The organism is Pseudomonas sp. RIT-PI-S (genome assembly GCF_025642975.1).
Classification (GTDB): Bacteria; Pseudomonadota; Gammaproteobacteria; order Pseudomonadales; family Pseudomonadaceae; genus Aquipseudomonas.
On record NZ_JANZKJ010000007.1, the window covers coordinates 217,678 to 241,761 of the forward strand.

The 24,084-nt window shown below is 62.9% G+C and carries 23 protein-coding genes and 1 pseudogene; 7 read left to right on the forward strand and 17 right to left on the reverse strand.

Translation table 11 applies throughout. The annotated features are described in order from the left end of the window. Nucleotides 1-8: 8 nt before the first annotated feature. Nucleotides 9-920 carry a LysR substrate-binding domain-containing protein gene (locus OGL93_RS12505; RefSeq protein WP_263262961.1) on the reverse strand — a complete coding sequence of 304 codons (912 nt, stop codon included), beginning with the start codon at nucleotides 918-920 and terminating at the stop codon, nucleotides 9-11. A gap of 107 nt (nucleotides 921-1,027) precedes the next feature. Here OGL93_RS12505 and OGL93_RS12510 point away from each other — a divergent pair, with 107 nt between their 5' ends. From OGL93_RS12510 to OGL93_RS12525, 4 genes are all read left to right on the forward strand, one after another. Continuing rightward, nucleotides 1,028-1,378: a hypothetical protein gene (locus OGL93_RS12510; protein ID WP_263262962.1), complete on the forward strand. Its 351-nt coding sequence runs from the start codon at nucleotides 1,028-1,030 to the stop codon at nucleotides 1,376-1,378. Nucleotides 1,379-1,390: 12 nt separating this feature from the next. Next, complete coding sequence (locus OGL93_RS12515) at nucleotides 1,391-1,999, forward strand: glutathione S-transferase (RefSeq protein WP_263262963.1); 609 nt, start codon at nucleotides 1,391-1,393, stop codon at nucleotides 1,997-1,999. A gap of 77 nt (nucleotides 2,000-2,076) precedes the next feature. Continuing rightward, entirely contained in the window at nucleotides 2,077-2,469 is a 393-nt protein-coding gene (locus OGL93_RS12520; protein WP_263262964.1) for a glutathione S-transferase N-terminal domain-containing protein, read from the forward strand. A 9-nt stretch (nucleotides 2,470-2,478) separates the two neighbouring features. Then, nucleotides 2,479-2,712: a glutathione binding-like protein gene (locus OGL93_RS12525; protein WP_263262966.1), complete on the forward strand. Its 234-nt coding sequence runs from the start codon at nucleotides 2,479-2,481 to the stop codon at nucleotides 2,710-2,712. Here OGL93_RS12525 and OGL93_RS12530 read toward each other — a convergent pair. From OGL93_RS12530 to puuE, 11 genes and pseudogenes are all read right to left on the reverse strand, one after another. Further along, nucleotides 2,709-3,152 (reverse strand): annotated as a pseudogene (locus OGL93_RS12530) (flavin reductase family protein); the annotation flags it as partial. The gene OGL93_RS12525 and the pseudogene OGL93_RS12530 sit on opposite strands and share 4 nt — an antisense overlap. A gap of 182 nt (nucleotides 3,153-3,334) precedes the next feature. Continuing rightward, complete coding sequence (locus OGL93_RS12535; RefSeq protein ID WP_263262968.1) at nucleotides 3,335-3,730, reverse strand: hypothetical protein; 396 nt, start codon at nucleotides 3,728-3,730, stop codon at nucleotides 3,335-3,337. 253 nt (nucleotides 3,731-3,983) lie between these two features. Next, nucleotides 3,984-5,228 (reverse strand): ribonucleotide-diphosphate reductase subunit beta, encoded by a 1,245-nt coding sequence (locus OGL93_RS12540; RefSeq protein ID WP_263262969.1) that lies wholly within the window; start codon nucleotides 5,226-5,228, stop codon nucleotides 3,984-3,986. 159 nt (nucleotides 5,229-5,387) lie between these two features. Beyond that, nucleotides 5,388-8,285, reverse strand: a complete 2,898-nt coding sequence (locus OGL93_RS12545) for a ribonucleoside-diphosphate reductase subunit alpha (protein ID WP_263262971.1) — start codon at nucleotides 8,283-8,285, stop codon at nucleotides 5,388-5,390. 461 nt (nucleotides 8,286-8,746) lie between these two features. Continuing rightward, nucleotides 8,747-9,469, reverse strand: a complete 723-nt coding sequence (locus OGL93_RS12550) for a 4'-phosphopantetheinyl transferase superfamily protein (protein WP_263262972.1) — start codon at nucleotides 9,467-9,469, stop codon at nucleotides 8,747-8,749. A gap of 121 nt (nucleotides 9,470-9,590) precedes the next feature. Beyond that, nucleotides 9,591-10,379 carry an outer membrane protein OmpK gene (locus OGL93_RS12555; RefSeq protein WP_263262974.1) on the reverse strand — a complete coding sequence of 263 codons (789 nt, stop codon included), beginning with the start codon at nucleotides 10,377-10,379 and terminating at the stop codon, nucleotides 9,591-9,593. Between the two features lie 335 nt (nucleotides 10,380-10,714). Beyond that, nucleotides 10,715-12,037 carry a urate hydroxylase PuuD gene (locus tag OGL93_RS12560; RefSeq protein WP_263262975.1) on the reverse strand — a complete coding sequence of 441 codons (1,323 nt, stop codon included), beginning with the start codon at nucleotides 12,035-12,037 and terminating at the stop codon, nucleotides 10,715-10,717. Between the two features lie 3 nt (nucleotides 12,038-12,040). Beyond that, on the reverse strand, nucleotides 12,041-12,571 hold the full coding sequence (locus OGL93_RS12565; protein WP_263262976.1) for an ureidoglycolate lyase: 531 nt from the start codon (nucleotides 12,569-12,571) through the stop codon (nucleotides 12,041-12,043). 39 nt (nucleotides 12,572-12,610) lie between these two features. Further along, nucleotides 12,611-13,603 (reverse strand): allantoicase, encoded by a 993-nt coding sequence (gene alc / locus OGL93_RS12570; protein WP_263262977.1) that lies wholly within the window; start codon nucleotides 13,601-13,603, stop codon nucleotides 12,611-12,613. A gap of 18 nt (nucleotides 13,604-13,621) precedes the next feature. Further along, nucleotides 13,622-14,137, reverse strand: a complete 516-nt coding sequence (gene uraD / locus OGL93_RS12575; protein WP_263262978.1) for a 2-oxo-4-hydroxy-4-carboxy-5-ureidoimidazoline decarboxylase — start codon at nucleotides 14,135-14,137, stop codon at nucleotides 13,622-13,624. Next, a complete protein-coding gene (gene puuE / locus OGL93_RS12580) occupies nucleotides 14,134-15,063 on the reverse strand; it encodes an allantoinase PuuE (RefSeq protein WP_263262979.1) in 930 nt (309 codons plus the stop codon). Before puuE ends, uraD begins: the two co-directional genes overlap by 4 nt. Before the next feature lie 226 nt (nucleotides 15,064-15,289). Here puuE and uraH point away from each other — a divergent pair, with 226 nt between their 5' ends. Next, nucleotides 15,290-15,643 (forward strand): hydroxyisourate hydrolase, encoded by a 354-nt coding sequence (gene uraH, locus OGL93_RS12585; RefSeq protein ID WP_263262980.1) that lies wholly within the window; start codon nucleotides 15,290-15,292, stop codon nucleotides 15,641-15,643. On the opposite strand, the gene OGL93_RS12590 is transcribed toward uraH, so the two are convergent. Continuing rightward, nucleotides 15,640-16,263 (reverse strand): LysE family translocator, encoded by a 624-nt coding sequence (locus tag OGL93_RS12590; protein WP_263262981.1) that lies wholly within the window; start codon nucleotides 16,261-16,263, stop codon nucleotides 15,640-15,642. The genes uraH and OGL93_RS12590 overlap by 4 nt on opposite strands. Before the next feature lie 148 nt (nucleotides 16,264-16,411). Between OGL93_RS12590 and OGL93_RS12595 the strand changes: the two genes are divergently transcribed. After that, complete coding sequence (locus tag OGL93_RS12595; protein WP_346659645.1) at nucleotides 16,412-17,143, forward strand: GntR family transcriptional regulator; 732 nt, start codon at nucleotides 16,412-16,414, stop codon at nucleotides 17,141-17,143. A gap of 55 nt (nucleotides 17,144-17,198) precedes the next feature. Here OGL93_RS12595 and guaD read toward each other — a convergent pair whose 3' ends face one another. From guaD to xdhA, 4 genes are read right to left on the reverse strand one after another with little or no spacing between them, the layout of a single operon-like run. After that, the gene (gene guaD, locus OGL93_RS12600) at nucleotides 17,199-18,503 is read right to left on the reverse strand and encodes a guanine deaminase (RefSeq protein WP_263262982.1); all 1,305 of its coding nucleotides are present in this window, start codon (nucleotides 18,501-18,503) and stop codon (nucleotides 17,199-17,201) included. Further along, nucleotides 18,500-19,354, reverse strand: a complete 855-nt coding sequence (xdhC, locus tag OGL93_RS12605; RefSeq protein ID WP_263262983.1) for a xanthine dehydrogenase accessory protein XdhC — start codon at nucleotides 19,352-19,354, stop codon at nucleotides 18,500-18,502. Before xdhC ends, guaD begins: the two co-directional genes overlap by 4 nt. 3 nt (nucleotides 19,355-19,357) lie before the next feature. Then, entirely contained in the window at nucleotides 19,358-21,751 is a 2,394-nt protein-coding gene (xdhB, locus tag OGL93_RS12610) for a xanthine dehydrogenase molybdopterin binding subunit (RefSeq protein ID WP_263262984.1), read from the reverse strand. Beyond that, on the reverse strand, nucleotides 21,744-23,198 hold the full coding sequence (xdhA, locus tag OGL93_RS12615; protein ID WP_263262985.1) for a xanthine dehydrogenase small subunit: 1,455 nt from the start codon (nucleotides 23,196-23,198) through the stop codon (nucleotides 21,744-21,746). Before xdhA ends, xdhB begins: the two co-directional genes overlap by 8 nt. A gap of 226 nt (nucleotides 23,199-23,424) precedes the next feature. On the opposite strand from xdhA, the gene OGL93_RS12620 reads away from it, so the two are divergent. Further along, entirely contained in the window at nucleotides 23,425-24,084 is a 660-nt protein-coding gene (locus tag OGL93_RS12620) for a GntR family transcriptional regulator (RefSeq protein WP_263262986.1), read from the forward strand.

Sequence of the window (24,084 nt, forward strand, 5' to 3'; positions counted from 1 at the left end):
GTCCATTTTCACTCCTTTTCCTCGTTGCCTTGATCTAATTCGTTTAGATACTCAGCGACTTCTCCGGTCAGCCAACTGGTGAACACACGTTGCTTGGCTTCCGAGCGCTCTCGATTGGGCAACACCAGCCAATAGGGGTAGGGGTAGGGCGCCGTCACCTGCGACAGCTGCACCAGTTCTCCTCTATTGATCGCGTCGTGAACAAGGCTACGGCGCTCAAGCGCGATGCCCTGGCCAAGCCGCACGGCTTGCAGGACAAGATTGGAGTCATTGCTGCACAGGCCAACGCGGGGGACATCAATATCGAGCCCTGCGGCCTGGCACCAGGGCTGCCACGACTCCATGTTGAATATTATGTTGCTGCCAATGATTTCCTCAGGGGTGAGCGGCAGCCCCCCCTGATTGAAATGAGGAGCAGCAACTACGAGCGTTTCGTCGTTAAACAGCAGCTGTTTTTCGACTCCATCCCAGTCACCCTTGCCCATACGGATACCGACGTCGACAGATTCTCTACTCAGGTTTGACACCGCCAAGCTGGCCTGCAGTCGAATGCTGATGTGTGGCTGTAATTGCTGGAAGCGCGGCAAGCGAGTCAGTAACCAACTGAGACCGAACGAAGGAAGAACGGCTACCACCAACTCAGTTGACTTGGGCTGAGACTTGATCAGCCGTGTGGCTTCGGCGATACCGCTCAATGATTCACGGATCTGCAAAGCATAGAGCCGGCCGTCTTCACTCACCCGTAGACCCCGACCTTCGCGGACGAAGAGGGTAACCCCGATCATATCCTCCAGCACCTTAATCTGCTGACTGATGGCTGAATGGGTGACATGCAGCTCCTTGGCAGCAGCAGTGACGCTACCCAGCCGTGCAACAGACTCGAAACTGCGCAGGCAAGTGATGGGGGGAATGCTCGACATGTAAGTATTTCTTTCGTATAAATTCAGAAAATATAGATATATTGGATCGCAGATTCTCATTAATGTAAGAGATAGTAAAGTCGTAAGCCAGCAAGAGGATCTGCGCCATGGGCAATGTAGGAGATGCGCTAGAGATGACCCTCAGCAGGCCTACCCGTGACGATCGCAAATGGTTGCAGGTTTCGTTGCTCAGGGCGCAGTTGCTGTCAGTGCGCTTTGGCTGCGACATTTACGCTCGCGCAGTGAGTGGCAGGCACTGGATCAGCTCGGACGGTGTTGACCTTTTGATTGGACCTGGCGAGCGTGTGAAGCTGCCTCCCGGGCTGGCCCTCATTGATGGTGAAGGTATTTTGCAGCTTGCTCCCGCCAAAGCGAAGGAACCGCGCCAGCCCCTTTCATGGCTGTTCAGCGATATGTACAAGCGTCGGCCAGCGGTGCTGGAAATCAATATTGATTAAGGAGAATGATGGATGAAGCTCATTGGCATGCTGGATTCACCCTATGTTCGCCGGGTGGCGATCTCCCTGGACCTTTTGGGGATCGAGTTTAAGCATGAGCCGCTGTCGGTGTTCAGCGCTTTCGAGGCCTTTTCCAAGATCAACCCGGTGGTCAAGGCGCCGACTCTGGTTCTGGATGACGGCTCTGTGCTCATGGACTCGACCTTGATCATTGATTACTTCGAGACTCTCAGCGCCCCCCCCAGCAAGTTGTTGCCCCAGAAGTCCCAGGAATTGGCCACCGCCTTGCGTACACTGGGGCTGGCATTGGCCGCATGCGAAAAGACCGTTCAGATCGTCTATGAACATAATCTTCGTCCGGCGGAAAAGCTTCATTTGCCATGGGTCGAACGCGTCACCGGACAGCTGCTGGCAGCATGTGCCGAACTGGACAAGCAATTGGCTGCGCAACCGTCCCTAGGCGCTCGACCAGACCAGGCGGCGATCACAAATGCGGTGGCTTGGTCGTTCATGCAGCTTATGTTGCCCGATGTGGTCAAGGCCGATGACTTCCCGGCCCTCAAGGCCCATGCAGTTCGCTTGGAACAGACTGACGTATTCAAGCGTTACCCGATTGCCTGATCCTCGGGGCGGTTCGAGTCGAGCTCGACCGCACCGATTCCCCCTCCGCCATGCGCGGTCTGCTGCGAGCCGCTGCCATGTACACACTTTATTTCGCGCCGACGGCTAATGGTCACAAGATCCTGATTATGCTGGAAGCTCTCGGCGTGCCCTACCAGATTCGACGGATTGACCTCGCGCTGGGTGAGCAACACCAACCGCAGTTTGCTCGCTTAACCCCTCATCGAAAGATCCCGCTGTTGATCGACGAGGAGCAGGCGGTGACATTGCCCGAGTCTGCGGCCATCCTTCAGTGCCTCGCGGAAACACACGGGCAGTTCCTGCCGCCTACGGGGGCCGAGCGCTACGCAGTGCTTCACTGGCTAGCCTGGCAGGTAAGCAGCTTGGGACCAATGGCCGGGCAGCTCTATCATTTCATTCATCAAGATACCGAAGGCAACCAGTACGCAAGATCGCGCTATCAGGCATAGACGCTTCACTTGTTTAAAACACTCGACCAGGCCTTGGCCGGACGCGAATTCATCTGCCCCGCGTACTCGATTGCCGATATGGCCATCTATCCCTGGTTGCGCATCCACGATCAATTCAACGTTGATATCCGTGAATTACCCAATCTGGCCAGTTACGTGGCGCGCATCGCGGCCCGCGAGGACGTCCAGGCCGCTTACGCCAAAGGGGGCGGGGTCAATCTACTACCCCCGGGGACGTTTTAGGCTGGCGTGACTGCAGGGTAAGCCGTAGCGTAGCGGCCACCGTGGAAAATCAGTGGATCACCTTGGGCTTGATGGAAGTCAAGCACTTCGCCAACGAAGATCCAATGGTCCCCTCCGTCTAATTGACGGTACTTCTGGCATTCGAATTGGGCGATGGCACCCTGGATCAGCGGCATGTTGTACTTGCCCAGGGTGAATTCGACGTTATGAAACTTGTCTGGCATCGGCCGAGCAAAACGGTCACTAACCTCCCGCTGGCCTCCGGAAAGCACATTGATGGCGAAGCCGCTGGCTGCCCGGAAGGCCGCTGCGCTCCAGGATTCCTTGCGAAGGCTCCATAGTACCAGTGCGGGCTCCAGCGATACCGAATTGAAACTGCTGACTGTCAGCCCAGTGGGCTGGCCCAGCGGATCCAGGGTGGTCACGATGCAGATGCCCGTGGCGAACTGGCCGTATAATAAATTATAATTTAACTAGATGCGCCGAATCTTAACGCGTGGCGAATTTTTATCGATAATTTTACACTGATGTTAAAGCTATTGAATCATTCTATTTACTATTTATAATTTCTTATCAATCCAAAATAAATATTAGATATGCTATAGCACCGCACTGCTCAGGTCTAATGGCTGGCAGTAAAGACGGTAATAGAAAGTCGGAATTTAGACAATTTAGCTCGCTTCTGTTTCACAAACCGAGGCGAGCGGCACTGTAGAATTAATATATTAGCCTGCCAGTGGACATCGCTTGGCGCAACGCCTACAAGTTCAATAGCGGTATCAGGGGAGTGCTCAGCCGTTGAAACGGTGCTCGCAACGACCAGGTTGTTTGCGGTGAATGTCCTGGTGTAGCCGCCTTCCAAAGCGATTTCGAAGCGCTGGCCCTCGGCATTCAGATCGTAGTCCTTGAGATAGGTGCGGTGCAGGTCTGTGTCGTACACCAGCTTCAAGGTGCCATTGGTGCCATCCCTTAGGCCTGTATAGCCCAGGGCCGCCACGTCGATCTTGTCCTGGGTCACATCGAAGTCCGTGATCAGGTCAGCGGCACCATGAACGCTGTCGCTAAGGCGCTCGGCAAAGGTGGACGTGTTAATTATGGTAAGCGCCCCGCTCATGATAAATGAGCGGGGCGGCATTTCTGCGCAGCCAAGGCTTAGTTCGAAGGCAAGTCGCAGACGGCATCAGCTAGTCTTATTGTGAACGATTATGGTGCAAGTATTTAAGGTATCCGAGAAGCTTTCAATTTTGCGTGAGAAACACCGTTGATACACGTTAATCCCAGCTCAACGCGCCGCCCGTTTGATACTCGATCACCCGCGTCTCGAAGAAGTTCTTCTCTTTCTTCAAGTCCATGATCTCGCTCATCCATGGGAACGGGTTGGTGGTGCCTGGGTATTCTTCCTTCAGGCCGATTTGCGACAGGCGGCGGTTGGCGATGAACTTGAGGTAGTCCTCCATCATGGCCGCGTTCATGCCCAACACGCCGCGTGGCATGGTGTCGCGAGCGTATTCGATCTCCAGCTGGGTGCCCTGGAGGATCATCTGGGTGGCTTCTTCCTTGAGCTCGGCATCCCACAGGTGCGGGTTTTCGATCTTGATCTGGTTGATCACGTCGATGCCGAAGTTCAGGTGCATGGATTCGTCGCGCAGGATGTACTGGAACTGCTCGGCGACGCCGGTCATCTTGTTGCGGCGGCCCATGGAGAGGATCTGGGTGAAGCCGCAGTAGAAGAAGATCCCTTCCAGCACGCAGTAATAGGCGATCAGGTTGCGCAGCAGTTCCTTGTCGGTTTCCGGTGTACCGGTGTTGAACTGCGGGTCGGAGATGGCGCGGGTGTACTTCAGGCCCCAGGCGGCTTTCTTCGCGACCGACGGGATCTCGTGGTACATGTTGAAGATCTCGCCTTCATCCATGCCCAGCGACTCGATGCAGTACTGGTAGGCGTGGGTGTGGATCGCCTCTTCGAACGCCTGGCGCAGGATGTACTGGCGGCATTCGGGGTTGGTGATCAGGCGGTACACCGCCAGGGCCAGGTTGTTGGCCACCAGCGAGTCGGCGGTGGAGAAGAAGCCCAGGTTGCGCATCACGATCCGGCGTTCGTCGTCGGTCAGGCCTTCCGGGCTCTTCCACAGGGCGATGTCGGCGGTCATGTTGACCTCTTGCGGCATCCAGTGGTTGGCGCAGCCGTCGAGGTACTTCTGCCAGGCCCAGTCATACTTGAACGGCACCAGTTGGTTCAGGTCGGCGCGGCAGTTGATCATGCGCTTTTCATCGACCTTCACCCGGGTAGCCGAGCCTTCCAGCTCGGCCAGGCCCTCGGCGATGTCCAGGCTGTTCAGTGCGGCCTTGGCGCGGGCTACCGCGGCGCTGTCGTCAGCGGTCACTTCGCGGGCTTGCAGGGCAGCGGCGTCACCGGCGCTGTCGAGTTTATCCATGGCGGTGGCTTCAGCCTGGGCGCCAATGCCCGCTACGGCGGCTTCGCCGTCGTCTTTATCGAATTCGTCCCAGCTCAGCATGGTGGGTATCTCCTGCTTTGAAGATCACCAGGCAGGCGCCCAGTGAACTTGGTGTGAGTGGTGCCCGCCTGGCGGCGAGCAGCCTTTCTGAATGAGGCCGTCGGGCCTCGTTGCCGGCCGGTTTGGCGCCTGAAGGGGCAGGCGCCTGGCGCGGCGGTGTTACTGGCAAGCCTCGCAATCCGGCTCGTCGATGGCGCAGGCCTTGGGCACCGGGGCCGGGCCGGCTGGCGCGGCGGCCGCGGGGGCGGCTTGCAGGGCGCCGTCGCCACCGCTGCTCACGGCGTTGAGCTTGCCGGTGCTGATGGTGGACTTCTCGGTGCTGGTCGCGGCCAGGGCACGGAGGTAGTAGGTGGTTTTCAAGCCACGGAACCAGGCCATGCGGTAGGTGACGTCCAGCTTCTTGCCCGACGCGCCGGCGATGTACAGGTTCAGCGATTGCGCCTGGTCGATCCACTTCTGGCGACGGCTGGCGGCTTCGACGATCCACTTGGTGTCCACTTCGAACGCGGTGGCGTACAGGTCCTTGAGCTCTTGCGGAATGCGCTCGATCTGCTGCACGGAACCGTCGTAGTACTTCAGGTCGTTGATCATGACCGAGTCCCACAGGTCGCGTGCCTTGAGGTCGCGCACCAGGTAGGGGTTGATCACGGTGAACTCGCCGGAGAGGTTCGATTTCACGTACAGGTTCTGGTAGGTCGGCTCGATGGACTGCGACACGCCCGTGATGTTGGCGATGGTCGCGGTCGGCGCGATGGCCATGATGTTCGAGTTGCGAATGCCTTTTTTCACACGCTCGCGCACCGGCGCCCAGTCCAGGGTTTCGTCCAGGTTGACGTCGATGTACTTGGCTCCACGGGCCTCGATCAGGATCTGTTGCGAATCCAGCGGCAGCACGCCCTTGGACCACAGCGAACCGTCGAACGTCTGGTAGGCGCCGCGCTCGTCGGCCAGGTCACAAGAAGCCTGGATGGCGAAGTAGCTCACCGCTTCCATGGACTTGTCGGCGAACTCGACCGCGGCGTCCGAGCCATAGGCGATGTGCTGCAGGTACAGCGCGTCCTGGAAGCCCATGATGCCCAAGCCTACCGGGCGGTGCTTGAGGTTGGAGTTGCGGGCCTGCGGCACCGAGTAGTAGTTGATGTCGATCACGTTGTCGAGCATGCGCACGGCGGTCTTGACGGTGCGCGAAAGCTTGGCGGTATCCAGCTTGCCGTCGACGATGTGGTTCGGCAGGTTGATCGAGCCCAGGTTGCAGACCGCGATCTCGTCCTTGTTGGTGTTCAAGGTGATCTCGGTGCATAGGTTCGAGCTGTGGACCACGCCCACGTGCTGCTGCGGGCTGCGCAGGTTGCACGGATCCTTGAAGGTCAACCACGGGTGGCCGGTCTCGAACAGCATCGAGAGCATCTTGCGCCACAGGTCCTTGGCTTGAAGGGTCTTGTAGACCTTGATCTTGCCGTACTCGATCAGGGCTTCGTAATACTCGTAGCGCTCTTCGAAGGCCTTGCCGGTGAGGTCGTGCAGGTCTGGCGTTTCGGACGGGGAGAAGAGGGTCCACTTGCCGTCTTCGAACACGCGCTTCATGAACAGGTCTGGAATCCAGTTGGCGGTGTTCATGTCGTGGGTGCGGCGACGGTCGTCACCGGTGTTCTTGCGCAGCTCGAGGAATTCCTCGATGTCCAAGTGCCAGGTTTCCAGGTAGGCGCACACCGCGCCCTTGCGCTTGCCGCCCTGGTTGACCGCGACCGCGGTGTCGTTGACCACCTTCAGGAAGGGCACGACGCCCTGGGACTTGCCGTTGGTGCCCTTGATGTACGAGCCCAGCGCGCGCACGGGGGTCCAGTCGTTCCCCAGGCCGCCGGCGAACTTGGACAGCATGGCGTTATCGTGGATCGCGCCGTAGATGCCCGAGAGGTCGTCCGGCACGGTGGTCAGGTAGCACGAGGACAGCTGCGGGCGCAGGGTGCCGGCGTTGAACAGGGTCGGCGTGGAGGCCATGTAGTCGAACGAAGACAGCAGGCGGTAGAACTCGATGGCGCGTTCGTCGCGGTTGCTTTCCTCGATGGCCAGGCCCATGGCCACGCGCATGAAGAACACCTGCGGCAGCTCGAAGCGCACGCCATCCTTGTGGATGAAGTAACGGTCGTAGAGGGTCTGCAGGCCCAGGTAGGTGAACTGCTGGTCGCGCTCGTGATCGATGGCCGCGCCCAGCTTGGCCAGGTCGAACCTGGCCAGTTCCGGGTTCAGCAGCTCGTATTCCACGCCCTTGGCCACGTAGGCAGGCAGCGCCTTGGCGTAGAGGTCGGCCATTTCGTGGTGGGTCGCGCTATCGGCCACTTCGAGGAAGCTCAGGGCTTCGGCGCGCAGGGTGTCCATCAGCAGGCGTGCGGTCACGAAGGAGTAGTTGGGCTCACGCTCCACCAGGGTGCGGGCGGTCATCACCAGCGCGGTGTTGACGTCCTTGAGGGCCACGCCGTCGTAGAGGTTCTTCAGGGTTTCGCGCTGGATCAGCTCGCCTTCGACTTCCTGCAAGCCTTCGCAGGCCTCGGAAATGATGGTGTTCATGCGGCCCATGTCCAGCGGCTCGAGGCTGCCGTCGGCGCGGGTCACGCGAATGCTCGGGTGCGGCTGCGCGGGCTGGCCGGCGCTGCTGCGGCTGGCACGCTCCTTGGCGCGCTGGTCACGATAGATCACGTAGTCGCGGGCGACCTTCTGCTCGCCAGCGCGCATCAGGGCCAGTTCGACCTGGTCCTGGATTTCTTCGATATGGATGGTGCCACCGGACGGCATGCGCCGGCGGAAGGTCGCGGTGACCTGCTCGGTCAGGCGCGCGACGGTGTCGTGGATGCGCGAAGACGCGGCGGCGGTGCCGCCTTCCACTGCGAGGAACGCCTTGGTGATGGCCACGGTGATCTTGTCGTCGGTGTAAGGGACGACGGTACCGTTACGCTTGATCACGCGCAGCTGGCCGGGGGCGGTGGCGCTCAGCTCCTGAGCGGAGCCCACGCCCTGGGGCGCCTGGCCTTGCGGGTTCTCGCGAGTGGTGTCGATGTGCATGGGGTTCTCCACGATCTCTATGTGTATTTAGGCGCGGTAGGGGTGGCCACCGTTCCATATGAAGCACGACAACCGACGAAGGCGACCTGGCCACGACGACCATCAGCCGGCTTGGCCGGAATACAGCGACTTCATGACGAATAAGGGAGACGCGGGTGGGCGCCTCCATGGCATAGCTGGGCATGAATAGCCAAGGCGCCAACGACGTTTGGCTGCCCGTTTCGCTGATAAAAACTTCCCAACGAAAAGGCTTGAAGTTTTTATGAGAATTGTGTTGCGTTAAAGCAGCTAACCACTACATGTAGTGGGTCTCGCGCTGACGGGCTACACGATAATGCGGTTCGCTGGTCATTGCAACATCGAGAAATGTGGATAAGGTGTGGGCAAAATGTGGGGTAAACCTGAGAGCCCCGTGCCTCGCGGGTTGTAGGAATTACCCTAGGAAATGGCCACTCGTCACGTCAGGCCGGAACGCTGACCAAGCTCAACAAATGCCCTTCCAACACTGTGAATTGCCCTGCAAGCGTCGTACCCGATTTCCAGCCTGCGCCCAGGTCAGTGAGCAGGCGCAGCCGTGCCTGGCCCTCGCAGGACCACTCCAGCAACTCCGCAGCCTCGAAATAAAAGCGCTGGAGCACCAGTGGGTACAGCGCCTTGAACAGGCTTTCCTTCAACGAGAAAGTCAAGGTAACCGCCAGCGCCGCCCGCTCGGGGTCGGCGGGCAGCCGCTCCAGCTCGGCGGGGGTGAGGATCTCCCCGGCCAGGCGCAATGCGCGGTCCGGGGCGAGCAGGGTTTCTGCGTCCAGCCCCAGCCCCCGTTGGGCGTGTGCTGGCGCGGCAATGGCGGCGGCCCAGCCATCGCTGTGGGTGATGGCGCCACGGATGCCCGCAGGCCACACGGGCGCGCGGTCCTCGCCAATCGGCACCTCGCACTCCGGCAGCCCCAGGCGCGACAGCACCGAGCGGGCGCACAGGCGGCCGGCCAGGAATTCAGCCTGACGCTTGGCCACCGAGCGCTCGATGCTCGCGGGCTTGGCGATGCCGGTTCCGGGAAAGTCCTCGGGGGCCAATCGCGAAGGCTGGAAGCTGCAGCTGGCGAACAGGCTGCCCGCCACCGGCAACGGCAGCGGGCAGTGCCAGTCCAGTGGCGTGCAGCAGGCGGGGTGAAAGGTGTGGGTGGTCATGGCGGCTATTGTGCCGGGCTGGGTAGGCGTTTGCCCAGTGTTGCCGAACGCCGCGAGGGTTGTGCCTGCGCGATTTTTTCGCGGGCTTTTCCCGTTCCCGCAGGGCACAACCTCTATCGGCTTAGAAGAACACCTTGACCAGCAAGCTGGCGGTGTTCTGGTCGGTATCGAAGTACGGGGTGTCCTTGATGCCGTACTTGTCCTTCCAGTAGTCGTATTCGATCCCCACATACAGCTGGCGCTCGGTCATGTTCAGCGCCTTGCCCAGGTCGTACTTGATCTGCGGGTTGAAGTGCAGGTTGGCGTGATAGGTGCCGCGGTTGTTGCTGTCATTGCCCACGACCCAGTCCATGAAGCCGTCGATCAGCACGTCGGATTTGCCCACGGGGATGGTGTAGGACCACACCGGGGTGATCTGCCACACGTTGTCCCCGGCGCGCGGGCCGCGGGTGAACCGCTTGTAGAAGTTGAGCTGGAAGTAGTCGAAGCCTGGCACGTCGAAATCCAAGCCTGGGCCGATCAGGTAAGACTCGTTGTCACCCTCGCCGAACTCGTAGGTCATGGCCAGCAGCACGTCCTTGACCGGGCCGATCTTGATCGGGCGGTCGAGGATCTTGCCGGCAGAGATGCGCGGGCTGAATTCGCCATAGAGGGTACTGTTGCCTGCGCTGGAAGAGGCCTTGCCGTTATAGAAGATCTTGTCCACGAACAGGAAGTTGTCGCCGTATTTCCAGGAATCGGCATGTTCGAAGGTGAAGGTCTGTTGAATTTCTGGATCGACCGTAAAGTCCCGGCCGTTCAGGTAGGTCAGGCTGTTGCTTTGCCATTGCAGCCAATCGCCGGCGGCCTGGGCGTTGCCTGCCGCCAGCGCAGTGCCGGCGACCAGAAGGCTGGATAAGGTACGGTTCATTCAAAGCTCCTGGTGAGTACGGCGGCGCTGCGTTGGCGCTACCTGGATAAAAAGTGCTGTCTGGGCGGTCAGGTTTGCTGGCCGCCACAACCCTTTAGCAATTGCTGCGCCAGCCGCCTGCTGCCAGCGATAAATAGCTGTCTGAGTGATCAAAAAAAGCCGTGAGGCCTGAATGGTCGCGTCTGAGGCTGAAAACGCCCAGGCTTGCAGCGGAAGCTCGCAAAAGGGCGCGCAGCATAAAGAGGCGCAATGTGAAAGGCAATCGCCCCAGGACGGGGCGATTTCGAAGAAGTTAGGCTGTGGTTAGCCCATAGGCAGGGCAGCGCAGGCGAGGGTTACTCGCGTATGTTCGCCCCTGCGGCGATCCAGTCCCCCAGCAGCTTGCGCTCCTCGGGCGTCATCTGCGTGATGTTGCCCAACGGCATGATCTGGCTGCTGACCGCCTGCGCCTGAATGCGCGGTGCCAGTTGCTGGATCTGCTCTGGTGTATCGAAGAGAATCCCCGCCGGCGCGCTGCTGAACAACGAGCTGGTGGGGTGGGCGGAGTGGCACACCGCGCAGCGTTCCTGGATCACGCCGTGCACGCGGTCGAACCCGGTGCCTGGCTGGGCGGCCGGGGTGGCGGCGGCTGTTGCCGGAGGCGTGGCGGTTTTGGCGGCCGGCTCTGGCGTTGCCGGCTGGGTGGCCGGCCGGTCGTCGAAACGCTGCCCACCGAGGGCGGTTTCCGGCAGCGGCTGGTACTGGAGGCTGGCGCTGGTGGCGAGCGGCGCGGGGCCGGTGACGTACGCCAGGCTGACCATCGCCAGCGCGCCCACCGGCAGCGCCCAGGCGAAGCGTTGGCTGTTGTGACGGGTATTGAAGTAGTGCCGCACCAGCACGGCGATCGCGGCAATGGCGGCGAGGATCAGCCAGTTATAGGCGCTGCCGTAAGTGCTCGGGAAGTGGTTGCTGATCATGATGAACAGCACCGGCAGGGTGAAGTAGTTGTTGTGCCGCGAGCGCAACAGGCCTTTGGCGGGCAGGGCTGGGTCTGGCGTGCGGCCTTCGGCGATGGCCGCGACCAATGCCCGCTGCGCCGGCATGATCACCCGAAACACATTACCCACCATGATGGTACCCATGATCGCCCCCACATGCAGGTAGGCGCCGCGGCCACTGAACACCTGGCTGAAGCCATAGGCGGCGGCCACGATCAGCCCGAACAGCACCAACCCGAGCAGGGCGGGGCGCTCGCCCAGGGCGCTGTCGCAAAGGATTTCATAGGCCGCCCAGGCCACCGCTAACGAGCCCAGGCCAAAGGCCACGGCCACCGCTGGGCTCAAGGTGCTGCCTGGCGGCAACAGGTACAGCGCCGGGTTGGCGTAGAACACCACGCACAGCAGGGCCACCCCCGAGAGCCAAGTGGTATAGGCCTCCCACTTGAACCAATGCAGGTGTTCCGGCATTTGCGGCGGCGCCAGCTTGAACTTGGTCAAGTGGTAAATGCCGCCGCCGTGGATCGCCCACAGCTCGCCGGCAAGCCCTTCTTTCGGGTTGCGCCGGTCCAGGTTGTTTTCCAACCACACGAAGTAGAAGGACGCGCCGATCCAGGCGATCCCCACGATCATGTGAATCCAGCGAACCCCAAGGTTCAGCCACTCCATCAGGTGTGCTTGCACGCGTTAACCTCGAGATTCGGCGTGTGCCAGAGCCTGCTCTGGGTTCAGCAGCCATTGCTGCGCCACGGGGAAGAAATGCTCGTCGCAGTTATTGCCAGGCCCGCTGCGGTCGACCACCAGAAAGTCGTCCTGCGGCTGTAGCGCGAGCACTGGGTGGTGCCACACGCCACGGTGGTAGTTCACCCCTTGTCGGCCGTCGCTGAAAAACGCTCGGATGGCTTGCGGGTCTGGCGTATCGGCGGGGGGCGCCACCACGATCAGGAACGGGTGCCCCAGCAGCGGCATGAACGCCTGGCTGCCGTGGGGGTGGCGCTCGAGCATGCTGATCACCAGTGGCATGGCCAGTGCCTGGGCGCGGAAGATACTGATGATGCCGGTGTCTTCCGGCCCGCTTAGCTGCACCTGCGCGAGGCGGTGGTAGCGCTGGGTGGAGCCGTTGTTGATCAGAAAGTGCTCGCGCCCTTCGGTGGCGATCAGGTCACCGAAGGGTGCGAAGGCCTCGCGGCTCAGCGGCTCGATAGGCAGTTGGCGCATGGCGATAGCCCGTATGAATGGAGGAGGGGCACGTTCATTTCAGCGCGCTGGCCGGCCGATGATCCGCAGCCGGCTCACGCCGCCGTCGGGGAACACGTTCAGGCGAATGTGGGTAATAGGCCCGAGGTCGCGGATCTGCTCGGCAAAGTGATGCTCCTGGTGCATCTGCAGTTTTTGGCTGGGCAGCAGTTCACGCCAGAACAGGCTTTGGGTTTCGATCTGGCTGTCGGTGCCGCCCTTCACGAACGCCGCCTGGATCGAGCAGCTGTCCGGGTAGTTGCCCTTGAAGTGCAGCGTGTCGACCACGATCTGCTCCACGGTGCCCGGGTGGCCGAGGGCGATGATCACCCAATCGTTGCCAGGCGTGCGGCGCCGCGCGGTTTCCCAGCCGTCGCCCATGTTCACGCCACGGCCGGGGTTGAGCAGGTTGCCCATATGCCCGTAGTGCTGGTCCGAGCAGGCCAAGGCCCGGCCACCGTTGAGCGCGGCGGCCAGGTCCAGCGGCTGATCGCCCGCGCCGGCCCACTCGACGAAGGGAATGCCATGCACGCGCAGGCGCGCCACGCCGCCGTCGGGGTAAATGTTGAAGCGCAGGTGGCTCACGGGCTGGTCGTGTTCGATGGCATGGTAGTGCTGGCTGTTGCCTTGCAGTTCCACCGCCGGTAGCACTTCGAGCCACTGAGTGTGCTCGTCTGGGTCACCCGCGGCCAGGTAGCAGGCTTCCAACGACGCCGAGGGCGGATAGTTGCCGGTGAACCAGGAGGTGTCGATGTTCACCCCTTTGAGCGTACCTGGCACGCCCAGGCGGATCACTGCGTGGTCATAGCCTTCGAAGCGCTTGCGCCGTGATTCCCAGCCATCCATCCATTTGCCGTTGTCGTCGAACACGCCTTCTTTCCACACCGCCGGGTGCGGCTGGAACAGGCGGTTGACGTCGGCGAACCAGTCATCGCTCACCGACAGGGCGCGGGTGCCGAGGCGGGCGTCGGCCAGGTTGAGGTACTTTTCGAAGGGCGCGGCGTAGGCTTTCATCGGGTAGGCCTTGAACGGTTAAAGGGCTTGAAGGCGAAACAGTGCGATCTTGTTGATTTCGTCCAGGGCGCAGCGGAACTCCACCCCCCTGGCATGGTGAATCCGGGTTTCGAAGGCGGCGAGTATCTGGTGCCGGTCGCTGCCCTTGACGGCCATGATGAAGGGGAAGCCAAAGCGCGCTTTGTAGGCTGCGTTGAGTTCGGTGAAGCGGCTGAACTCCGTTGGCGTGCACAGGTGAATGCCGGCCCCGGCCTGTTCGCTGCTGCTGGCGGCGGTCAACTGGCCGGCGATCGCGGCCCTGCCGGCGAGGTCCGGGTGGGCCTGGATCAGCGTCAGCTGGCGGTCGTGATCGGCGCTCAGCAGGGTCGCGCTCATGGCCGCATGCACGGCCTCGATGCTCTCCAAGCCCTGCCCGCCAAGGCGGTCCCAGGTGTGCGCGGCCACCCAGGGCGAATGTTCGTAGACGTCCGCGAAGGCCGCGATAAAGGCTTCTCGGCCCAGCGTCGCGGGCTCCAGCGTGGCGAACACGGTCATTGCGCCACCTCCGGCTGGAAGGGGTGGGTGGCGTGCCAGTGGCGGGCGATGTCGACCCGCCGGGCAAACCATACCTGCTCATGGCCCTTGGCGTATTCAATGAACCTGCGCAGCGCCGCCAGCCGCGCTGGCCGGCCGACCAGCCGGCAGTGCAAGCCGATGGACAGCATCTTCGGCGCCTGCGCGCCTTCTTCGTAGAGCACGTCAAAGGCGTCCTTGAGGTACTGGAAGAACTGCTCGCCCGTGTTGAAGCCCTGCACCTGGGTGAAGCGCATGTCGTTGGTGTCCAGCGTGTAGGGGATCACCAGGTGCGGCTTGCCCGTGGGGGTGGCGGGTTCCCAATAGGGCAGGTCGTCGTCATAGGTGTCGGAGTCATACAGGAAGCCGCCTTCCTCCATCACCAGCCGCCGCGTGTTGGGGCCTGTGCGGCCGGTATACCAGCCCAAGGGCCGCTCGCCGGCCAGTTCGGTGAGCAGCTCGATCGCCTGGCGCATATGCTCGCGTTCCTGGGCTTCGTCCATGTGCTGGTAGTCGATCCAGCGGTAGCCATGGCTGCAGATTTCGTGCCCCGCGGCCACCATGGCGCGGATCACGTCCGGATGGCGCTGCGCCGCCATGGCCACGGCAAACACGGTCAGCGGTATGCCTTGCTGGCGGAACAGCCGCAGGATCCGCCAGACGCCCGCGCGGCTACCATATTCATACAAAGATTCCATGCTCATGTTACGGGCGCCCTGCAACGGTTGCGCGGCGACCATCTCCGAGAGAAACGCCTCGGATTCCTGGTCGCCGTGGAGCAGGTTGCGCTCGCCGCCTTCCTCGTAATTGAGCACGAATGACAAGGCGATACGGGCCTGCCCAGGCCACTGCGGATGTGGGGGGTGTTCGCCATAGCCAATGAGGTTGCGAGGGTAATGGTCGCTCACGGCGGGTTCCTTTTGGCAGGCATTGCGGGCTGGTTGGTTGTATACAAAGCACTAATCGCATTGGCATCAATCTAGCTGGCTTGTATCCTGCCTCGACAACCGCGGCGTTGCAAGAAACTTGCCTGGGTGGTCAGCTTTTAAAATTGGCCGCTCTGGCGGGCTCAGGGCGGCAGGCCAAGCGAGCGCCGCGCCAAAGCAGTGCATCAGAGTTCATAGAGGAGGCCTCATGGGGCGTTTGACCACCCACGTATTGGACGCAAGCCGAGGCTGCCCAGGCAGCGGCATACAAGTGAAGCTCTACCGGGTAAAGGGCGAGGGCCTGGAACTGCTGCTGCGTACCGTGACTAACGCCGATGGCCGCTGCGATCAGCCGCTGCTGGAGGGGGATAGGTATGTCAGCGGGGTATACCAGCTGCATTTCGAAGCCGGCGCCTATTACCACGCCCAAGGCGTGCCCCTGGCGCAGCAGCCGTTTCTCGATGAGGTGGTATTGCGCTTTGGCATCGACGCGCAGCAACCGCACTATCACGTGCCGCTGCTGTTGTCGCCTTATAGCTACTCGACCTACCGCGGCAGCTAACGGCTTAACAGCGCGGCCGCTCCAGCGCCGGCGAACAGTGCCGCGCTGGAGCGGTTGAACCAGCGCTGGCCGCGGCCGCTGCGCAAGTAGCCGGCGGCGCCGCGTGCCAGCAAGCCGTAGGCCAGTTTGCAGCACAGGTCCAGTACCGCCCAAGTGGCGACCATCACCAGCAGTTGCTGGCCGAGGGGATGATCGGCGCGGATGAACTGCGGCAGGAAGGCGGCGAAAAACAGAATGTCCTTCGGGTTACTGGCGCCCAAAGCGAAAGCCTTGCCGAACAGCGCGCCCAGGCTTTGCTGCCCTGGGGCGGCCAGCGACGCGGGGATCGCCTGCTGGCGAGCCTGGCGCCAGCTCGCCCAAGCCAGGTAGAACAGGTAAAGCGCGCCGGCCACTTTCAGGGCCTGAAACAAGCCGGCGGACGCCGCCAGCAAGGCGCCGAGCCCCAAGGCGGACGCACTGAGCAGGCACAGCGAGGCGCTGACCCCGCCGACGAACGCCGGCCATGAGCGGCGGATCCCCAAGTTGAGGCTGTTGCTGACCATCAGCAAGGACAGCGGCCCGGGGATAACGATCACCACAAGCGCGGCGGCGGCGAACAACGTCCAGGTTTCCAGGTTCATGCTTTGGGGTTCATGCTTCGAGGCTCATGCACAGCGGCGGAAAGTGTAGGAATTATCCGCTCGCATACAGGTTTGGCAACCCTTGCGTCGTCTGCTTCTTACAACGCTAAGGTACAATCCGCCTCCCTTTTTTGCGCTACGAGTGGCTATGAACGAACAGTTGCCCGACTTGAAGCAGCCCAGGCACCCCGCTAAGGCGGTGCGCGGCGCGACCCGCGATGATCGCGTTTATGCCCATGTGTTCGAGGCCATTCTCGAGCAACGGCTGGCGCCGGGTACGCGCTTGAGCGAAGAAGGCCTGGGCGAGATCTTCGGCGTGAGCCGAACGGTCATTCGCCGGGCGCTGTCGCGGCTGGCCCATGAAGGTGTGGTGGCATTGCGGCCCAACCGCGGGGCGATCGTTGCCAGCCCGAGTGTGGCCGAGGCCCGCCAGGTTTGCCTGGCACGGCGCCTGGTGGAGCGCGCGGTGACGGAACTGGCGGTGGAGCACGCCACCGAGGCTCATCTGGCCGAGCTGCGCCAGCTGGTCACCGATGAACACCAGTGCTTCGATCGCGGCGACCGTGGCGCTGGCCTCAGGTTATCCGGCGAGTTCCACCTCAAGCTCGCCGAGGCGGCGGGTAACCAGCCGCTGATCAGCTTCCAGCGCAGCCTGGTATCGCAAACCTCACTGATCATTGCCCTGTATGAAAGCGGCGAGCGCAACCACTGCTCATTCAACGAGCACACCGCCTTGATCGATGCCATCGAGTCCCGGAACGCTGAACAGGCCGTGGCATTGATGATGAGCCATATGGACCATATCGACGCCAAGCTCGATTTCCAGGCCAAGCCGGCGCCGGGCCTGCAAGAGGTGTTTTCCAAGGTGAAGGGCCTGTAGGCGCAGGTCCGTGCCCCCGAAGGCCCGGCAACGCCCGGGCCCCGGCGCCTGGTAGCTAACGGCTATGCACCTTTTGCCCCATGGCGAAGGTATGCCGCACTACCCGATCGTCCCCCAGGGTCATCAGCACGAACAGCGTTTCGGCGATGTCCTTGCACTGCTGCAGGCGGTAATCGAGCAGCGGTGTGGCGGCGAGGTCCAGCACCAGGAAGTCTGCCTCCTTGCCCACTTCCAGGCTGCCGATCTGGCGGTCCAGCGAGAGGGCGCGCGCGCCCCCCAAGGTAGCCAGGTACAGCGACTTGAACGGGTTGAGCCGCGCGCCCTGGAGCTGCATCACTTTGTAGGCTTCGTTAAGGGTTTGCAGGATCGAAAAGCTGGTGCCGCCGCCCACGTCCGTCCCCAGCCCGACCTTGACCTTGTGCCGCTCGGCCATGGGCAGGTTGAACAGGCCGCTGCCCAGGAACAGGTTGGAGGTCGGGCAGAAGGCGATGGCCGAGCCGGTGTCGGCCAGCCGTGCGCACTCTTCTTCGCACAGGTGCACACCGTGGGCGAACACCGAGCGTTCGCCCAGCAGATGGTAGTGGTCGTAGACGTCCAGGTAGCCTTGGCGTTCGGGGAACAGCGCCTTCACCCACTCGATCTCCTTGGCGTTCTCGCTCAGGTGGGTTTGCAGGTACAGGCCGTCGTGTTCGGCCAACAGGCGGCCGGCCATTGCCAGTTGCTCAGGCGTGCTGGTGGGGGCGAAGCGTGGGGTGACCGCGTAGTGCAGGCGGCCCTTGCCATGCCAGCGCTCGATCAGCGCCTTGCTCTGCGCGTAGCTGCTCTCGGCGGTATCGGTGAGGTAGCCCGGCGCGTTGCGGTCCATCATCACCTTGCCCGCGATCAACCGCAGGTCCAGGCGTTGCGCCGCTTCGAACAGGGCATCGACGGATTGCGGGTGAACGCTGCCGAACACCAGTGCGGTGGTGGTGCCGTTGCGCAGCAACTCGGCCAGGAAGCGTGCCGCCACGTCGTCGGCGTGGGCCTTGTTCTCGAACTGCCGCTCGCAGGGGAAGGTGTAGGTGTTGAGCCAGTCCAGCAGTTGCTCGCCGTAAGCGCCGATCATGCCGGTCTGCGGCAGGTGGATATGGGTGTCGATAAACCCGGGCGTGATCAGGCCCCGTTCGAAGTGTTCGACCGGCGTGCCTTCCGGCAAGGTGGGCAGCAGCGCCGCCGCTTCGCCCTGGGCGGCGATCTTGCCGTCTTCGATCAGCAGCAAGCCGTCGCTGATGTATTCATAGGAGGCTTCTATGCCGACCTCGGTGGGATCGCCAAGGCTATGCAGCAGGCTGGCGCGGTAGGCTTTGCGGGTTGGCTTCATGGAATGCTCTGTCGTACCGAGGAGTTGCGCCGAGACTGTGGCGTGAGGCGGGTAAGGGCCTCGCTGCCCTGGCAGTCTTGGCCGAAACTTGCGTTGTAGATGGAAATGATTTCCGCGGCAATCGAGACCGCGATCTCTATCGGTAGTTTGCCTTTGACCGGCGCCAGCCCGACCGGGCAGCGCATGCGCAACAGCGCTTCGGGGGGCACGCCGCGGTCGCGCAGGCGGTGCTCGAAACGGGCTCGCTTGGTGCGCGAGCCGATCAGCCCGAACCAGTGTACGTCGTCCCTGCGCAGAATGGCCTCGCTCAATAGCAGGTCCAACTGGTGGTCGTGGGTCATCACCAGGCAGTAGCTGCCCGGGCGCAGCCGTTCGACTTCCTCCACCGGGTCATCATTGACGATCGCTTCCACCCCCGGCGGCAACGCTGTAGGGAACTCCTCCGCGCGGGCGTCTACCCAGCGCACTCGGCACGGCAGGCTGGCCAGCAGCGGCACCAGCGCCCGGCCCACGTGGCCTGCGCCGAAGACCGTGATATGCGCCTGGGGTTGGCCCAAGGGCTCGAACAACACCACGGCGGCTCCGCCACAGCATTGGCCCAGGCTGGCGCCGAGGCTGAAGCGCTCCAGGCGCGACTGGCGGCTGCCGTCGGCGAGCAGTTCGCGGGCGATGCCCAGAGCCTTGAACTCCAGGTTGCCGCCGCCAATGGTGTCGAACGCGGCATTGGCCGTGACTACCATTTTTGCCCCGGCGTTGCGCGGCGTGGAACCGCGTTCCTCGATCAGCGTGACCAGCACGCAGGCTTCGCCCGCCGCGTGCAGCCGCGCCAACGCGCCAATCCAGTCGCTCATGGCTCAGGCCTCCACCGGTTGTTCGGCCGCAACGGCGCTGACCGTGGCCAGGCGCAGGTGCTGGCAGGCCCGCAACACGCGTTCAGGGGTGGCGGGGGCATCGAGTGGCGGCTGCACCTGATAGTTCGCCAGGCTGGCGACCGCATCCTTGATCGCGCACCAGGCGCTGATGCCCAGCATGAAGGGGGGTTCGCCCACGGCCTTGGAGTGGAACACGGTGTCTTCGGGGTTCTTGCGGTTCTCCACCAGGCGCACGTTGAAGGTGGCCGGGGCGTCCGCGACGGTAGGAATCTTGTAGCTGGCCGGGCCATTGGTGAGCAGGCGGCCCTTGTCGTTCCACACCAGCTCTTCGCAGGTGAGCCAGCCCAACCCTTGGATAAACCCGCCCTCTACCTGGCCGATGTCAATGGCCGGGTTCAGCGAGGCGCCCACGTCGTGGAGGATGTCCACGCGGGTGAGTTTGTATTCGCCGGTCAGCACGTCCACCAGTACTTCGCTGCAGCCTACGCCGAAGGCGAAGTAATAAAACGGCCGGCCCTTGGCCTGGGAGCGGTCGTAGAAGATTTTTGGGGTTTTATAGAAGCCGGTGCTCGACAGCGACACCTGGTTGAAATACGCCAACTGCACCAACGCTTCGAAGGTCATCAGCTGCTCGCGCACCCGCACCAGGCCGTTGCTGAACACCACGTCTTCTTCGCTGACCCGCCAATGCCGGGCGGCGAACTCCACCAGCCGCTGGCGCAGGGTGAGGGCGGCATTCTGCGCGGCCTTGCCATTGAGGTCGGCGCCGCTGGACGCGGCGGTAGGGGAGGTGTTGGGCACTTTGCCGGTGTGCGTGGCGGTGATTTCGATGCGGCTGATATCCACCGAAAACACCTCGGCCACGACCTGCGCCACCTTGGTGTTCAGGCCCTGGCCCATCTCCGTGCCGCCATGGTTGAGCTGCAGGCTGCCGTCGGTATAGATGTGCAGCAGCGCCCCGGCCTGGTTGAGAAAGCTGGCGGTGAAGGAAATGCCGAACTTCACCGGGGTCAGTGCCAGGCCTTTTTTCAATACCGGGCTGCTGGCATTGAACGCGCGGATCGCTTCGCGGCGCTTGGCGTAGTTGCAGCTCGCTTCCAGCTCGGCAGTCATTTCTTCGAGCAGGTTGTGCTCCACGGTCTGGTAGTAGTGGGTGATGTTGCGGTCGGTCTTGCCGTAGTAGTTCGCCTTGCGCACCGCGAGCGGGTCTAGGCGCAGGTGACGAGCGATACGGTCCATCACTTCTTCGATAGCGACCATCCCTTGCGGCCCGCCGAAGCCGCGGTACGCCGTGTTGGAGGCGGTGTGGGTCTTGCAGCGGTGGCCGTGGATGGTGGCATCGCCCAGGTAATAGGCGTTGTCGGCATGGAACATCGCGCGGTCGACGATGGACGCGGACAGGTCGGGCGAATACCCGCAGTTGCCGGCCAGCGCCATGGCGATACCGTGCAGGCGGCCGCTGTCGTCGAAGCCGACGTCATATTCGAGGTAGAACGGGTGGCGCTTGCCGGTCATGGCCATGTCGTCGCCGCGCGGCAGGCGCATCTTGGTCGGCTGCCCGGTGAGCCGGGCGATGACCGCGCACAGGCAGGCAGGGCCGGCGGCTTGGGTTTCCTTACCGCCAAAGCCGCCGCCCATGCGGCGCATGTCCACCACCACCTTGTTCATCGGCACACCCAGCACCTCGGCCACCAGCTTCTGCACTTCGGTGGGGTTCTGGGTGGAGGAATACACCAGCATGCCGCCGTCTTCACCAGGCATCACCGAGGCGACCTGGGTTTCCAGGTAGAAGTGCTCTTGCCCGCCAATGTGCAGGGTGCCCTGCAAGCGGTGCGGGGCCGAAGCCAGCGCCGTTGCGCTGTCGCCGCGTTGGTGGGTATGGCTGTCCAGCACGAAGTGGCGCTTGCGCAGGGCGTCGACCACGTCCAGCACCGGCTCCAGGTCTTCGTATTCGATGATCGCCGCCATGGCAGCGCGGCGCGCGGTGGGCAGGTCCCGCGCGGCCACGGCGAGCACCGGCTGGCCCACGTACTCCACCTTGTCGATGGCCAGCAGGGGGTCGCCGGGCACCAATGGGCCGATGTCCTTGAGCGCTGGCAGGTCCTCATGGGTGATCACCAGGCGCACCCCGGGGATGGCCAGGCAAGGCGTGGTGTCCACCTTCACCAGGCGAGCATGGGCGCGTTCGGACAGCCGCGCATACACATGCAGCTGGTTGGGAAATTCCAGGCGGTCGTCGATGTACAGCGCTTCGCCGCTCACGTGCTTTTCCGCGCTTTCGTGGCGCACGCTGCGGCCCACGCCGGTGGCCAGGCCCTGGCGAAAGGCCTCGGCCAATTGTTGCTCGGTCAGCGCTGGGGCATGGGATTCAGACATGAGCGGCCACCCGGGTGTGAAGGTCTGGCGTGAGGGTTTCGATCAAGCATTTGCGCAGCAGGTTCTGTGCGACCAGCAAGCGGTATTCGCTGCTGGCGCGCAGGTCGCTCAGTGGGGTGAAGTCCTCGGCCAGCGCCTGGCATGCTGCCTCCACGCTGGCGCTGGCCCAGGGTTGGCCGCGCAGGGCCGCCTCGCAGGCAACGGCACGCTTCGGGATCGCCGCCATGCCGCCGTAGGCGATACGCAACTGTGCGACCCGACCCTGTTCGAGGGTCAGGTTGAAGGCGGCGCAGACTGCGGAGATGTCGTCGTCCAGGCGCTTGGACACCTTATAGGCACGGAACAGCGCCCCCTCGGCCGGCCTTGGCACCCGCACCGTTTCGATGAATTCGCCTGGGCGCCGCGCGGTCACGCGGTAGTCCAGGTAGAACGCGTCCAGCGGCAATTCCCGCCGTTCATCCCCATGCCGTAACACCAGCGAAGCGCCCGCGGCCAATAGCAGCGGCGGTGCATCGCCGATGGGCGAGGCATTGCCGATATTGCCCCCCAACGTGCCCTGGTTGCGTACCTGCAATGAAGCAAAACGGTGCAGCAGCGCGCCGAAGTCTGGGTAATCCTCGGCCAGCACGGCGTAGCAATCGCTCAACGGGGTGGCGGCGCCGATGTTGAGGCAATGCTCGCTGACCGTCACCTGGCGCAGCTCGGGCACTTGGCCCAGGTAGATCATCGACCGTAGCGGGCGGTGTTGTTGGGTCACTTCCAGGGCCAGGTCCGTGCCGCCGGCGAACAGCCGCGCTTCGGGGTCGGCTGCATAAGCGGCCGCCAGTGCGTCCACGCTGGTAGGAAGAAGGCAGCGGGCGCGGCTGCCGCCCAATTCACCCGGGCCTTGCGCGGCGATGGCCTGCAGCTGGGCGACGGTGGAGGCGCGCTGCGCGTCGAACGCATCCGCCGCCGGCGCCGCGCACGCTTGCGTAGCCGCCTCCACGATCGGGCGATAACCCGTGCAGCGGCACAGGTTACCGCCCAAGGCTTCGTGGATGGCTGGGGTGCCGGCGCCAGGGCAGTTCTTTTGCAGCGCGAACAGGCTCATCACGAAACCAGGCGTGCAAAAGCCGCATTGCGAACCGTGGCAGTCGACCATGGCCTGCTGCACGCTGTGCAGGCGGCCCTGGTGCTTGAGGTCTTCCACGGTAATCAGCTGCTTGCCGTGCAGGCTGGCAACGAAGGTCAGGCAGGCGTTGATGCTGCGGTAGCGCAAGCCCTGCGTGCCGTCGGGCTGCGCTGCCAGCTCGCCGAGCACCACGGTGCAGGCACCGCAATCGCCGCTGCCGCAGCCTTCCTTGGTGCCGCGCTTGTTGAGGCGTTCGCGCAGGTACTCGAGCACGGTGAGGTTCGGGTCCAGGTCGTCTTCGGTGCGCAGTTGGCGGTCAAGCAGGAACTGGATCACGGGGCGGCCTCGCAAAGGCGTGAGTCGGCGGCGGGAGTGGCTCGCCGACTGTAGTAGTGGCTTGACCAACAGGTCAAGAATTCTCTGACTTTCGGGTCAGCTTTGTGCGCTGAACTTCTCCCTGGGATACGTAAGCTTATTCCGTGCCAGTTCGCCTCGTTCAGCCGGGCAACATTTGCTATACAATCGCGACCTTGCGCATTCACCCGTACCTGCAGAGATCATCATGACCTTCAAGGCCTTGGACAGCCTCGCCGAGCAGATTGCCCGCCACCTGGCCGACCGTATCGTGCGCGGTGAGCTGCGCCCGGGCGAGCGTATCCAGGAACAGAAAGTGACCCAGGCGCTGAACGTCAGCCGGGGGTCGGTGCGCGAAGCGCTGCTGATCCTCGAACGCCGGCACCTGGTGGTGATCCTGCCGCGCCGGGGCGCCCAAGTCAGCGAGCTCAACGCCCACCATGTGCGCAGCCTGTGCACGCTGATGAGCGAGCTGTATATCCTGCTGGGCAACGCGGTGGCCGAGCACTGGCGCAGCGAAGCCGACCTGCGGCCGTTCCTGGCCTTGCAACAGCAACTGCGCGAAAGCGCCCAGGCCAACGCCATCCAGGCGTTCGTGGACGATAGCTTCAATGTGATGCGCGCGGCGTACCCCTTCGCCAACAACCCTTACCTGCAGGAGACGGTCGAAAACCTGCAGCCGGCGATCAGCCGTAACTATTACCTGGCCCTGGAACAGCGCAAGGCGGCCATGACGGATTACCTGGCGCTGTTCGACGGGTTGCTGGTCGCCGTGCGCGCGCGGGACCCCGCCAGCATTCGCCGCCAGCTCAAGGCCTATGGCGAGCTGAGCTGCCAGCTGGTGCTGGCCGCGCTGGGCGCGGGCTAG